Origin of the sequence: Paraburkholderia dipogonis (assembly GCF_042680985.1) — a bacterium.
Lineage (GTDB): Bacteria > Pseudomonadota > Gammaproteobacteria > Burkholderiales > Burkholderiaceae > Paraburkholderia > Paraburkholderia phytofirmans.
In genome coordinates this window covers 141668-153995 of the sequence record NZ_JBHUFR010000006.1, presented here as the reverse complement: position 1 = coordinate 153995, position 12328 = coordinate 141668, and the positions used below count along the sequence as shown (strand labels likewise).

The 12328-nt window shown below is 64.5% G+C and carries 11 protein-coding genes; 6 read left to right on the top strand and 5 right to left on the bottom strand.

What is annotated here, in order from left to right:
• Window position 1: 1 nt before the first annotated feature.
• Window positions 2-898: an alpha/beta fold hydrolase gene (locus tag ACFSNN_RS05320; protein ID WP_134460366.1), complete on the top strand. Its 897-nt coding sequence runs from the start codon at window positions 2-4 to the stop codon at window positions 896-898.
• Between the two features lie 65 nt (window positions 899-963).
• Window positions 964-1710, top strand: a complete 747-nt coding sequence (locus ACFSNN_RS05315) for an SDR family NAD(P)-dependent oxidoreductase (RefSeq protein ID WP_134460368.1) — start codon at window positions 964-966, stop codon at window positions 1708-1710.
• 128 nt (window positions 1711-1838) lie between these two features.
• Here the strand turns inward: ACFSNN_RS05315 and ACFSNN_RS05310 are convergent, their stop codons facing one another.
• Window positions 1839-2546 carry a dienelactone hydrolase family protein gene (locus tag ACFSNN_RS05310; RefSeq protein WP_134460371.1) on the bottom strand — a complete coding sequence of 236 codons (708 nt, stop codon included), beginning with the start codon at window positions 2544-2546 and terminating at the stop codon, window positions 1839-1841.
• A 251-nt stretch (window positions 2547-2797) separates the two neighbouring features.
• On the opposite strand from ACFSNN_RS05310, the gene ACFSNN_RS05305 reads away from it, so the two are divergent.
• Both ACFSNN_RS05305 and ACFSNN_RS05300 read left to right on the top strand, forming a co-directional pair.
• A complete protein-coding gene (locus ACFSNN_RS05305) occupies window positions 2798-3823 on the top strand; it encodes a bestrophin-like domain (RefSeq protein ID WP_244322885.1) in 1026 nt (341 codons plus the stop codon).
• A gap of 193 nt (window positions 3824-4016) precedes the next feature.
• Window positions 4017-5363, top strand: coding sequence for a PQQ-dependent sugar dehydrogenase (locus ACFSNN_RS05300; protein ID WP_134460374.1), 1347 nt, complete (start codon window positions 4017-4019; stop codon window positions 5361-5363).
• Between the two features lie 58 nt (window positions 5364-5421).
• Here the strand turns inward: ACFSNN_RS05300 and ACFSNN_RS05295 are convergent, their stop codons facing one another.
• The 3 genes from ACFSNN_RS05295 to ACFSNN_RS05285 all read right to left on the bottom strand — a co-directional run bounded on the left by ACFSNN_RS05295 (window position 5422) and on the right by ACFSNN_RS05285 (window position 9338).
• Window positions 5422-6480, bottom strand: a complete 1059-nt coding sequence (locus ACFSNN_RS05295) for a porin (RefSeq protein ID WP_134465494.1) — start codon at window positions 6478-6480, stop codon at window positions 5422-5424.
• A 249-nt stretch (window positions 6481-6729) separates the two neighbouring features.
• Window positions 6730-8367: a methyl-accepting chemotaxis protein gene (locus tag ACFSNN_RS05290; protein WP_134460377.1), complete on the bottom strand. Its 1638-nt coding sequence runs from the start codon at window positions 8365-8367 to the stop codon at window positions 6730-6732.
• A gap of 203 nt (window positions 8368-8570) precedes the next feature.
• Window positions 8571-9338, bottom strand: a complete 768-nt coding sequence (locus ACFSNN_RS05285; protein ID WP_134460380.1) for a DUF899 domain-containing protein — start codon at window positions 9336-9338, stop codon at window positions 8571-8573.
• A 107-nt stretch (window positions 9339-9445) separates the two neighbouring features.
• Here ACFSNN_RS05285 and ACFSNN_RS05280 point away from each other — a divergent pair, with 107 nt between their 5' ends.
• Together ACFSNN_RS05280 and ACFSNN_RS05275 are read left to right on the top strand one after the other, a co-directional pair.
• The gene (locus ACFSNN_RS05280) at window positions 9446-10666 is read left to right on the top strand and encodes a helix-turn-helix domain-containing protein (RefSeq protein WP_134460382.1); all 1221 of its coding nucleotides are present in this window, start codon (window positions 9446-9448) and stop codon (window positions 10664-10666) included.
• A 32-nt stretch (window positions 10667-10698) separates the two neighbouring features.
• Window positions 10699-11331: a Vgb family protein gene (locus tag ACFSNN_RS05275; protein WP_134460385.1), complete on the top strand. Its 633-nt coding sequence runs from the start codon at window positions 10699-10701 to the stop codon at window positions 11329-11331.
• A gap of 56 nt (window positions 11332-11387) precedes the next feature.
• On the opposite strand, the gene ACFSNN_RS05270 is transcribed toward ACFSNN_RS05275, so the two are convergent.
• Complete coding sequence (locus ACFSNN_RS05270) at window positions 11388-12272, bottom strand: LysR family transcriptional regulator (RefSeq protein WP_134460387.1); 885 nt, start codon at window positions 12270-12272, stop codon at window positions 11388-11390.
• Window positions 12273-12328: the final 56 nt, after the last annotated feature.

Below are 12328 nucleotides of genomic sequence, written 5' to 3'. Positions count from 1 at the left end.
AATGAACACGACAGTTGCTTCGAACGACACCGCCGCGACCCGCCACGCCCACCAGACCGCGCCGACCCGCTATGTCGACGCGAACGGCATCCGCTTCGCCTATCGCCGTTTCGGCAAGACGGGCGGCGTGCCGCTCGTGTTCAACATCCATTTCACCGGGACGATGGACCACTGGGACCCGGCCGTGACCGATGGCCTCGCGCAGGATCGCGAAGTCATCCTGTTCAACAACGCCGGCATTTCGAGCACGTCCGGCGAGGTGCCGGAGTCGATCGAAGAAATGGCGGCCAACGCCGCCGCGTTCATCAAGGCACTGGACGTCGAGCAAGTCGACGTGCTGGGCTTCTCGATGGGCGGCCTGATCGCGCAGACGCTGGCAATCGCCGAACCGGCCCTGGTGCGCCGCGTGATCCTGGTCGGCACCGGCCCGCGCAGCGGCGAGGCGATGCAATCGCTGACGCCCGAGGCTCAGGAGATTTTCAGCGCGGCGTATGCGCGCCCGGATCATCTGTGGCTGCGTGTGCACTTTTCGCCTTCGGATGCGAGCCAGACTGCCGGCCGCCGCTTCCTGCAGCGCTTCCGCCAGCGTAGCGAAGGACGCGACCCCGAGGCCAACGAGAAGGTCGCGCCGGCCCAGCTCGCCGCTCTCGCCAAATGGGGCGCGCCGCGCGAGAACCCGTTCGACTATCTGAAGGCCCTCAGGCAACCGACGCTCGTCGTCAACGGCGACCACGACGTGATCATCTATTCGATCAACTCGTGGATTCTTCAGCAGAACCTGCCGAACGCGCAATTGATCATCTATCCCGACGCCAACCACGGTTCGCTGTACCAGTATCCGGAACGTTTTGTGGCCCACGTCGCGCAGTTCCTCGCCGACAGCGGGTCCGCGGTCTGAGCGTACGGCCCTGCGTTCACCACCTTGATTGCCTCGCACTCGAATCGACTCGAAGGAGTTTCACCATGAACGACCTCACAGGAAAAACCGCGCTCGTCACGGGCGCTTCACGCGGCATCGGCCGCGCCAGTGCTCTGGCGCTCGCCAAGGCCGGCGCACAAGTGCTGGTTCACTACAGCAGCGGCGAGAAAGAGGCAGACGCCGTGGTCGCGGAAATTCGCGCGGCCGGCGGCAATGCGCAGAAAGTCGCCGCGAATCTGCGCGCGGCGGACGGCCCGCATACGCTCGCCAAACAGGTGCGCGCCGTGATCGGCCATCGGCTGGATATTCTGGTGGCCAACGCCGGCATTTCGAAGGGCGTCAGCATCGAGGACACGACCGTCGAGGATTTCGACGATCTGTTCGCCGTGAACGTGCGCGCGCCTTACTTCCTCGTGCAGCAGTTGCTGCCGGTGATGTGCAAGGGCAGCAGCGTGGTGCTGCTGTCGTCGCTCGCGGCGCGCGCCGCGGTCGGCACGCTGTCGGCCTACGCCGCCACCAAGGGCGCGGTCGATACGCTCGTCAAGCATTTCGCCGCCGCGCTCGGTGAACGTGGCATTCGTGTGAATGCTATCGCGCCGGGTGTGGTCGAAACCGATATGTCGAACTTCACCAGGACCGACGCAGGGCGCGCGGCGACGCTGGGTATGCAGGCGCTCAAACGCGTGGCGCAACCGGATGATATCGGCGGCGCCGTGGCCTTTCTCGCCTCGGATGCCGCACGGTGGGTTACCGGCGAAACGTTGCATGTCGACGGCGGTTCGAAGCTTTGATTCTGTAAACCCGATTCCGTTTGCGATTGCGCCGGGAAGAGTCTGTGGCGTGCCGCCCATGTATGGCGGCACGCACTGAGTCTTCGCCGGCGCGGTTCGGTACGCGCCTCAAACGTCGAGCGAGCCGCCTACTTCCACAAAGTGCGGCCGAAAAACGTCAGCGTCCGATCCCAGGCCAATTGCGACCAAACCGGATCGAACTGCGTCCTCGGAATACGGCCCGGGCCGACGGCCGTTTCGTTCGCGAACGCATGGTGTGCGAGATAGCGATGAAACTCGACATCGACGTTCGCTTCCTTCAGTTTGCTTTCCAGCGCGTCGACCGTTTCAGACACGAAGAAATCGTCTTGCGTCGCCCAGTGACCGATCAGCGGCGCCTTGATTTTCGATGCGTCGATATATTCCAGCGGCGGGAAGCCATACCAGACCACGCCGGCGGACACCTCAGGGATATTGGAGAGCGCGAGCAAGGTCAGCGCGCCGCCCATGCAAAAACCCGTCACGCCGACCTTCGTCGCGTGCTGCTTCAGATATTGGACAGCGCCGCGCACATCCTGCGTGGCGGCGTCGCCGAAATCGAGCCCGTCGAGCAGATGGTGGGCTTCTTCCTCTTCCACCGTCGTTTTGCCTCGGAAGAGATCGGGCACCAGCGCCAGATAGCCGGACTGCGCGAGCCGGTCGGCCACGCCGCGAATCTGGTCGTTGACGCCCCACCACTCCTGAATCACGACAATGGCGGGCGCACCCTCCAGCTTCTGCGGCTTGGCGAGATAGCCCTGGATCTGCTGGCCGTCGGGCCGGCTAAAGGTGATCATCGAACCTGCTGTCTGAGTCATCAGTTGCTCCTCGAAGTGGACGAAAGCGCTAGCATAGTCCCGACGTGGCAGGCTCTGCTTGCCCGCTGCCGCGGCAGGCTGGCCGGTATGAACAGCGGACGCACCGAGCCGACGAGCATGGAGCCGCGCGCTTCGATGGCGCGCCGGTCCAGCTCGCGGTTCTCCGCGAATCGGAGAAGTCATGATTGAGGGCCGTGGCCTCACCCGTGTTTCAAGCGTCGTGCCGCCCGACACGCACCCCTGCAGGTCTGATGTCACTCGGCAGTGTCAGCAACTGGCCGCTCTTCGTCTTCTATCGAAGTTCCGAGTTCACGCGCCTGTCGGAACAAGGTGCAGCTTCAATTGCGACGAGATCTGTCCGGCCGGTTCTTGCGACGGTTCGTGGTCGCGCGTACAGACTGTTGATTGACTCCTGTGGTCTGGTTGAGCGCGTCGATTCACCTGCATTCAATAGATACAGCCGTCAAGTCAAGCCGCGCGTGGAGGAAGCCGCAATGATGAGCACATGGTTGCACAATCTGCCCATATGGCTGATGACACTCGTCGCCTTCGGCGCGACATTTCTCGCGGGCGCAGCGCTTCATGTCATCACTGCCATGCTCGCTGGCGGCCAGCATGGCCGGTCATACGGGGCGATTTCCCCCGCCTTGCTTTCTCCAATCGGCATTATCTTCGGTCTCTTCATCGCATTTACTGCCGCGCAAGTCTGGAACGACACGGCTCGCGCCACTGCCGCGGTCAACACGGAAGCCGGTGCGCTACGCTCGATCGTTGTCATGTCTGCCGTTCTGCCGCAAGAATCACAGGTCGAGTTGCGAAAGCTCGTACGAGACTATATCCAATACACGGCGACGACCGAATGGCCGCTGATGGCGAGGGGAGTCGTTACGCTCAACATCAGTCCTCCGTCGTTGAACAAGGCAATTCAGTCCGCGCTTTCTCTAGCCGTGGATACGCCCGGACAGCAGACAGCGCAGCGGGAGGTGGTGGCATCCTTGCGACAGGCACTCGAAGCCCGTCGCGAGCGGATTCTGATTAGCCGAACTCAAGTAAACGGCGTCAAATGGGCATGCCTGATATTTTTGGGCGTCTGCCTGCTGTTCGCGATCGCGTTGGTTCATTGTGAAAACCGGCTGGCATCTGCCGTAGCGATCGGTCTGTTTTCCGCTGTATTCGCAACGACCATCTTGCTCATCCTTGCTCACGATCGGCCCTTTACCGGGGAGATCGCCCTGACGCCCGAACCGCTTCTACAAGTGATCCCCGCAGAGCGCTGAGCTCGGGGTTTAATGAGGATAGGTCTTGAGGCCCGGAAACCCTGCAAAACCTGTCGGCGCATTCCCTTGAGAGATGAAGTAATGACGTTCCAGGGGTCGACGCACTGACAGGTTGAGCGCTTCCGATTTCAGGCAAGCATCTTGCTGCACTCACCGAAGATAAGTCGTGCATCTTCAACGTCCGGAGCGCGGGATGCGTCAATTGAACCGCTTTGCCTTATTCATGCTGCTGCCGCTCGCCGCGTGCGCGGCAGGTCCGTCGAGCCCCGCCGATACCGGCTTTGGCCCGTCACCGGTATTGCCGGCGCCGGAATCGTCGTTGATGACCACGGTCAATATCGCGCCCGTCCAGCTGGCGGGCGCCGGCTTTCTCCCAATCGCGCCAAACGGATTTGCCGTGACGCAATTCGCCCGCGGGCTGACTCATCCGCGCTGGCTCTACACACTGCCGAACGGCGACGTGCTCGTGGCGGAAAGCAATGCCCCCGAGCAGCACGACGAAGGTAGCGGCATATTCGGCTGGGTTAGAAAACAGGTCATGAAACGCGCGGGAGCGGGCACGCCGAGTCCCGACCGTATCGTGATGTTGCGCGATACCACCGGCAGCGGCGTCGCCGATCAGCAGACCGTGTTCCTCAGTGGCCTGCACTCGCCGTTCGGCATGGCGCTAATCGGCAATCAGCTCTATGTCGCCGATACCGACGCCATTCTGCGCTTCGACTACACGCCCGGCGCGACCCGCATCGACACGCCTGGCGTGAAGGTGGCCGATCTGCCGGCTGGGCCGATCAATCATCACTGGACCAAAAACATCCTGGCTGATCGTTCGGGCAAGCATCTCTACGTGACGGTGGGATCGAACAGCAACGCGGGAGAAAACGGCGCCGACGCCGAAGCGGACCGCGCACGGATTCTCGAATTCGATGTGGCGTCGGGCCAGATGCGCCCCTTCGCGACAGGCTTGCGCAACCCCAACGGACTATCCTGGCAGCCCGACAGCGGCGCCCTGTGGACAGCCGTCAATGAGCGCGACGACCTAGGCAACAACCTCGTGCCCGACTACATGACGGCCGTGAAAGACGGCGCGTTTTACGGCTTTCCCTACAGCTATTACGGCCAGCATATCGACACGCGCGTCAAACCTCAGCGCCCCGACCTGGTCGCCACGGCCATCGCACCGGACTATGCGCTCGGCAATCACACGGCATCGCTCGGGCTGGTTTTTTACGATCGGACGCTGTTCCCGGCGCATTACCGAGGCGGCGCTTTTGTCGGTCAGCATGGGTCGTGGAATCGCAAGCCGTATAGCGGCTACAAGGTGGTGTTCGTGCCATTCGTCAAAGGCGAACCCCAAGGCGTTCCGGAAGATTTCCTGAGCGGTTTCCTGACCGCCGACGGTCACGCGGTCGGTCGGCCGGTCGGTGTGGCGGTGGATAAACGCGGGGCGCTGCTGGTGGCGGACGACGTCGGCAATGCGGTCTGGCGTGTGGCGCCGCGTACCGATGCCGGCGCGGCAGTCGGCACGCCGCCGGCGCAATGACAGCGGATCAGCCAAACGCTTATCGGCGGCGCAACGGCGATCACTCTACTCCCGCAAATTAGAACCGCTCCAGCACGCCAAGCTGCACGCCCTTGACCGGCGCGCCGGGATACGCGACCGGCAGCCCGGTCACGTTGACGCCGCGCAGGGTGAAGCTGGCATCGTCGTGATTGGCGAGATAGGCCCCGCTGAAATAGAACAGCAAACTTCGCGAAAAGTTATATTCGAACGCCACGCTGAACTGGTCGGCGCTCGCACCGGCGCCGGTGTAGTCGCGCACGTGCGCATAGCCTAGCGACGCACGAGCACTCGGAGAAAAACTGTACTGAGCGGAAAGCGATCCGCCAGCGCCGTGATAGAGCGGCGTGCCGCCGTCGCCGTTGAAGAACGCGAGCCATACGCGCACCTTGTCGATCGCGTAGGTCGCGCCACCGAGATTCGCCCGCAGCGCGCCCGCGCCGTGCGTCTGCTGTCGCGCGTAGAGCAGCCTGAGGTTGTCGAGCTGATAGGCGGCGGTCACATAGTATCCGTCGATGCCGTTGCCGTCGTTCTCCGAAGGATCGCGCGTGGCCGTCATCACCGTCGCGCTGAAGCCGCCGACGACCGGCGAGAAATACGCGATCGCGTTGCTGGCGTACGGCGTGATCTTCGACAGGTTGTTCAGCCCGGACGCGATCGTGCCGGCGCCGAACGCATCGAGGTCGCCCTTGAACGGGATATAGATGGGCGAATATTGCCGGCCGAAACGCACTTCGCCCCAGGCGTTGCGCGCGCCAATCCACGCCTGTCGGTTAAATAGAACACCGGGGGTTTGAAGCGTGCCGTCGGTCGAGCTGAAGCCGTTTTCCAGCGTGAAGATGATATCGGTGCCGTTGCCGAGCGGCTCGCTACCGCGCAAGCCGACCCGCGAACCGCGATAGGCGCCCGAGTCCAGACGTGGAGTCCAGCCGGACCCCGGGTCGGTTATTTCGAGGCTGGTGTCCAGCACGCCGTACAGCGTGACGGTGCCCGCGCCGCCATCGGAGGCCGCCACGCTCTGCAAGCAAAATAGCAGCGCCGCGCCTGCCACGCCCGCGCGCCCGCCTACGCGACGGCTCCAGGCGGCGACCCGCGCCACCGGATCCGAGGTTCGTCGCGGCTTGTCGAGTTGAGTTTTCGCGGCACCGACCAGATGCAATCCTCCATGGGCATGTCGAACGTATGCTGCGGAATGAGGACGCCCATCGCCGCATCACGAGTGGAATGTGAAAGGGCGTTGAACGGCCCAGCAGCGAACATAACAGACCTGAGCCGGTTTGCAATTTTCAGCGCTGTGAATTCAGAACGTTCAGGCGCGCGTGGCACCGCATAACGTTCAAACGACGGCTCAAACGACGGCTGCAAATCCGCGCGCTTCTTCCGCTGCCGGCCTGTGGACGCGCAACGGCCCGGACGCTTGGTCAGCGCCATGCTGCTGCAAGTTGAACTGGCTGATCGACACCTGCAGCAGCCTCGCCTGTTCGGTGAGCGTCTGCGCCACTGCCGCGGCCTGCTCGACCAGCGCCGCGTTTTGCTGCGTCACGCTATCCATCTGCGCGACGGCGTCGCCGACCTGATCGATGCCGGCGCTCTGCTCGGCGGCCGCCGCCGCGATATCGCGCATGACGCCCGAGACTTTCGCAATCGCCTCGCGCGCGGAGTGAATCGTCGCGCCGGTTTGCCCGACGAACTCGGCGCCGGTCCCGACCTTGTCCACCGCGTGGCTGATCAGCGCGCGGATTTCCTTCGCTGCCGCCGCGCTACGCTGCGCGAGCGTGCGAACCTCGCCGGCGACGACCGCGAAACCACGCCCCGCATCGCCGGCCCGGGCCGCTTCGACCGCCGCGTTCAGCGCGAGAATATTGGTCTGAAACGCGATGCCTTCGATGACCGAGATGATCTCCACCATCTTGTGCGATTCCGTCGATATCTCCTGCATCGTCGATACCGCTTGCGCCGCCATCTCGCCGCCGCGATTGACGATCTGCTCCGCGCCCGCGGTCAGTTGGCTCGCTGTCTGCGCGTTCTCCGCCGTTTGCCGGACCATCGCCGTCATTTGCTCCATGCTCGCCGCGGTTTCTTCGAGCGATGCCGCCTGATTCTCCGTGCGCGCCGACAGATCCGTGTTGCCGCCGGCAATCTCGCGCGCGCCCGTCGCCACTTTGTCGGCCGCGCCTTTGATCTGTTCGATCGTGTGGGCGAGCGCGTCGCGCATAAGGTGCATGGTGTGCAGCAGGCTCGACTCGTCGCCGTCACGGAGGTTGATGGGAATGGCGAGGTTGCCACGGGTGATTTCGCCGGCCACTTGCGCGACGTAGACCGGATCGCCGCCGATCGTGCGCCGGATGCTGCGATTGGTCAGCGAGACAAGTGCCGACAGCAGCAGCGCCACGACCGCGAAGATTCCGCCGACGAAATACAGCGACTCCTTGAACGCGGCGTCGATGTCATCCACGTAAGCGCCCGTGGCGATGATCCAGTCCCACGGCGCGTAACGCACCACGTAGCCGATCTTGCCGACCGCGGCCGAAGGCGGATCCTGCGGATGCGGGAACACATAATCGACGAAGCCGCCGTTCGGCTTCTGCGCGACCGTGGCGAAGCTCACGTAGTGGTGACGGCCGTCGGCATCCGCGGTTCCGGCGAGATCCTTGCCGTTCAGCGCAGGCTTCATCGCATGCATGACCATGCGCGGCGTCGAATCGATGACGAGAAAATAGCCGTCCTCGCCGTAACGGATGCCGCGCAGCCGTTCGAGCGCCTGCCGGCGGGCGTCCGCTTCGCTAAGCGCGCCGCTTTGCGCCAGCGCCGCGTATTCGGTCACGATGCTGAGTCCGACATGCGCCACGTTCACGAGATCGTTTTTGCGCTCCTCGATGCGCGTCTGCCGCGACAGCCACGCCGCCGACACCGAAACGGCGAGAAGTGCCACGAGACTGACGACCAGCGGCAGCCAGAGCTTCTGTGTGAAACTGAATCGGACCATGCACGCGCCCCACGTCGGTATCGAATGATCGAGCCAGGCCGCGCCATGGCAACAGCTGCCGATATGGCATCGGCGCGCTGTTGCGTGAGTGCGACCACCCGATTCATTTATCGGCAAGCGCGTGCATCTTTTGTGTAGAGACAAACCCTTTGCGGGAAACGAATGAGCCTGAGCGAACGCCCCGCGTTCGCCCCGCCGCTGGCTCAGTGCTTCTCGTATTCGTCATGCCGGCGCCACCACACGCCCGTTTCGTTGCGTCCTTTGGGCGCGCGATCGAGCCATTGATACATGCCCCAGAGCGCGTCCACACCGCGTCCGTAAGTGGAATACGTGTGGTAGACGGCGCCGTCTTCGAGCACGAACGCGCTCATGCCGGGCCTGTCGAGTGAATACGTGGGCGCGTCGGTTCCGCAGGCGGTCGCGAACTCGACCACGGGCGCCGGCGCCGGTGTCGCATCCATTGCATGGCCGCCGCGCTGGTAGTTGTATTCGACGCTTCCATCGCGCTGCTGCTGCTCGGTGAACGAGACGTTGATGTCGAAGTTGAAGTCGCTGCCCGCCGACGACGCCCACGGGAACGTCCATCCCATGCGCCGCTTGTAAGCCTGCAGCTTCGCGAGCGGCGCGCGCGATACCGCCGTCATGGCGACGTCGTGATTTGCCAGGTGGACCACGGAACCATTGAACCCATCGGCGACCGCTGAACACGAGGGACAGCCCGCGGCGTAGTCGGGGCCGAACATGAAGTGATAGACGAGCAACTGCGAGCGTCCGCGGAAGAGATCGGTGAGCGAGGCGCTGCCTTCATCGGTCTCGAAACGGTATGCCTTGTCGATTCGAACCCAAGGCAGCGCTTGCCGCTGGCGGGCCAGTTCGTCGCTCTGCCGCGTGAGCGTCTTTTCCGCTTCGAGCAGTTCGAGTCGCGCGGCCAGCCATTCTTCCCGTGTGCCGATGCTGTGTCTCGTCGTCATGCTTGCCTCCTTGCTTCGCTATGCGAAGTGCTGTGGGTGGGTCGTGCTAGATTAGCCCCGGGCTGCGAACGACGGGAGTGACAAGTGTGGCGTGATTCAACTCGACGATGGACTCGCTAGTCACGGCGGCGGCGCGCGCGCTCGCCGCGGGCGATCCGCTCGGCGCGCTGAATCGCGTCGCCTTGCGCGACGACGCGCCCGCGCTCGCGCTGCGCGGCATCGCCATGGCGCAGCTCGGCGATCTGGTGCGGGCCAAGGCGCTCTTGCGAAGCGCCGCGCGTGCCTTCGGTGCGCGAGAACCGCTGGCCCGTGCGCGATGTGTCGTCGCCGAGGCCGAGATCGCACTCGCCTCGCGCGATCTCAACTGGCCCACGAAGGCACTGGAAGCTGCACGCGCGACACTAGAAGCGCATGGCGACCGTCTCAACGCCGCGCATGCGCGCTATCTGGCGGTGCGGCGCCTGCTGCTGATCGGGCATCTCGACGAGGCCGAACGCGCGCTCGCCGGGCTCGACCCTGCGCCGTTTCCGCCGGCTTTGAGAACCGCGCACGAACTGGTGGTGGCCGGTGTCGCGCTGCGCCGCCTTCAGACCAAAGCGGCACGCGCCGCACTGGAGCGAGCCCGGCGAGCGGCGAGTCTCGCGAGCATCCCTGCTCTGACGGCGGAGGTCGACAATGCCGCGCTCGTTCTGAACGCACCGGCGGCGCGACTGCTCGCGCGCGGCGAAGAACGTCCATTGCTGCTCGACGAGGTGGAAGCGCTGCTGGTATCGAAAGCATTGATCGTGGATGCTTGCCGTCACGTGGTGCGCGACGCGGGGACGGTGATCTCGCTCGCCAGCCGGCCGGTCTTGTTCGTGCTCGCCCGCGCGCTGGCCGAAGCATGGCCTGACGACGTATCGCGCGACGTGCTGGTCGCGCGAGCCTTCAGGGCCAAGGCCGCCGACGAATCGCATCGCGCGCGCCTGCGGGTCGAACTCGGGCGGCTGCGTTCGGTGCTGCGCACCGTGGCCGGCGTGAGCGCGACGCGGCGCGGGTTCGCGCTGGTGCCGCGGCATGGGCAAGAGGTGGTCGTGCTGGCGCGGCCTGTCGAGGACAAATATGCGCCCGTGCTTGCCTTGCTTGCGGACGGCGAGTCGTGGTCGAGTTCGGCCCTCGCGCTCGCGCTCGGCGCGAGCCAGCGCACCGTGCAGCGAACCCTCGATACGCTCGCGGCGCAGGACAAGGTGCAGTCGCTGGGCCGAGGTCGGGCGCGTCGCTGGATGACGCCGCCCATGCCAGGATTCACGACGACCTTGTTACTCCCCGCTCCATTGCCGATTGATTAGGATGGCAACACGAAAACCACGAGGGACAAGTCATGAAACGATCAGCCGCCGAAATCATCAACGAGTACGGACCGTTCGAGGGCATGGAACGCGTGCATGGCGTGACGTACGACGGCCAGCACGTCTGGTTCGCAACGGGCGACGCGTTGAACGCGTTCGACCCGGCAAGCGGCAAGCAGGTCCGCTCGATCGATGTCGCCGCGCACGCCGGTACGGCCTTCGACGGCGAGCATCTGTTCCAGATCGCCGAGGACCGTATCCAGAAGATCGATCCGAAAACCGGCCGCGTGCTCGCCACCATTCCCGCGCCGGGCGGCGGTGCGGACTCGGGGCTCGCGTGGGCCGAAGGGACGCTGTGGGTCGGACAGTATCGGGAGCGCAAGATCCATCAGGTCGATCCGCAGACGGGGGCGATTCTGCGCACCATCGAGTCCAATCGCTTCGTGACCGGCGTCACGTGGGTCGACGGTGAACTGTGGCATGGCACGTGGGAAGGCGACGAAAGCGAATTGCGGCGCATCGATCCGCGCACCGGCGAAGTTCAGGAGCGTCTGGAGATGCCCTCTGGGGTCAGCGTGTCGGGACTTGAGTCCGATGGCGGCGACCGGTTCTTTTGCGGCGGCGGAAGCAGCGGCAAGGTACGGGCGGTGCGACGGCCCAGGTGAGATTGCGAGGTGGGCGCCGGTTGCAAAAGCAAGCCGCAATCGGCACCTGCATCGGCCTATTGGCACTCGCGTCCCGGCAAGTCCTGCAGCAGATCCATGAACGCCCGCACCTTCGCGCTCAGCAAGCGCCGCGAGTTGTATAGCGCCCAGATTTCGACCGGCGGTCCATCCGCCACACCCCAACAAGCGAGCCGTCCCGCCGCCACATCCTGCTCGACCAGCAATTTAGGCAACATCGCCGCGCCCACTCCATCGAGCACCGCGTCGCGCACCATCAGCAGCGACGAGAGCCGCAGCACCGGCATCGGCGCGAGCGATCTCAGACCACTTTCCGTGCGCACGCGCCACATCGCATTCGCCGATGCCGCCACCAACACGACCGCGGACACCGCCAACGCGGCAGCATCGCCCGCGGCCCATGGAGGTATCGACATCGTGGGTGCAGCGACCAGAAGCAGTTCGTCGCCGAGAATGCGCCGGCCCACCAGTTGCTGGTCAGGCGCAGGATTGATGCGGATGACCATGTCGTAGCCGTCTTCCACCGGATCGACAATGCGGTCCTCCGCGACCACTTCGAGCTCGACCTGCGGATAGGCCAACGCAAAACGTGTCGCGATCCGCACCAGCACCACGTGCGCGAACACGACCGGCGCGCTGATCCGCAATCGTCCGCGCGGCACCGGCGCGCGCGACGCTACCGCCTCGCCGGCCTCCTGAATCTCCGCCATTAATCCCCGCGTGCGCTCGTGCAGCACGAGACCTTCCTCGGTCAGCCGCAGCGTGCGCGAGCCACGCTCGATCAGCCGCACGCCAAGCGTTTCTTCCAGTTCCGCCACACGCCGCGACAGCGTGGCCTTGGGACGGTCGAGCGCCCGGCTGGCCGGGCCGAAGCCGCCGTGCAGCGCAACCGCATTGAAATCGGCCAGCGACGTCAAATCCATAATCGTTCCAAATATGAGACGAGGTGTCTGAATTTTTGCACTTTCGCTACTTAAAT

What these genes read in the sequence shown, in the direction of transcription:
- ACFSNN_RS05280 (WP_134460382.1), top strand. Translation starts at nt 9,446, where the DNA reads ATGGACTCGCTAGTCACGGCGGCGGCGCGCGCGCTCGCCGCGGGCGAT.
- ACFSNN_RS05310 (WP_134460371.1), bottom strand. Translation starts at nt 2,546, where the DNA reads ATGACTCAGACAGCAGGTTCGATGATCACCTTTAGCCGGCCCGACGGC.
- ACFSNN_RS05315 (WP_134460368.1), top strand. Translation starts at nt 964, where the DNA reads ATGAACGACCTCACAGGAAAAACCGCGCTCGTCACGGGCGCTTCACGC.
- ACFSNN_RS05275 (WP_134460385.1), top strand. Translation starts at nt 10,699, where the DNA reads ATGAAACGATCAGCCGCCGAAATCATCAACGAGTACGGACCGTTCGAG.
- ACFSNN_RS05290 (WP_134460377.1), bottom strand. Translation starts at nt 8,367, where the DNA reads ATGGTCCGATTCAGTTTCACACAGAAGCTCTGGCTGCCGCTGGTCGTC.
- ACFSNN_RS05300 (WP_134460374.1), top strand. Translation starts at nt 4,017, where the DNA reads ATGCGTCAATTGAACCGCTTTGCCTTATTCATGCTGCTGCCGCTCGCC.
- ACFSNN_RS05270 (WP_134460387.1), bottom strand. Translation starts at nt 12,272, where the DNA reads ATGGATTTGACGTCGCTGGCCGATTTCAATGCGGTTGCGCTGCACGGC.
- ACFSNN_RS05285 (WP_134460380.1), bottom strand. Translation starts at nt 9,338, where the DNA reads ATGACGACGAGACACAGCATCGGCACACGGGAAGAATGGCTGGCCGCG.
- ACFSNN_RS05305 (WP_244322885.1), top strand. Translation starts at nt 2,798, where the DNA reads ATGTCACTCGGCAGTGTCAGCAACTGGCCGCTCTTCGTCTTCTATCGA.
- ACFSNN_RS05320 (WP_134460366.1), top strand. Translation starts at nt 2, where the DNA reads ATGAACACGACAGTTGCTTCGAACGACACCGCCGCGACCCGCCACGCC.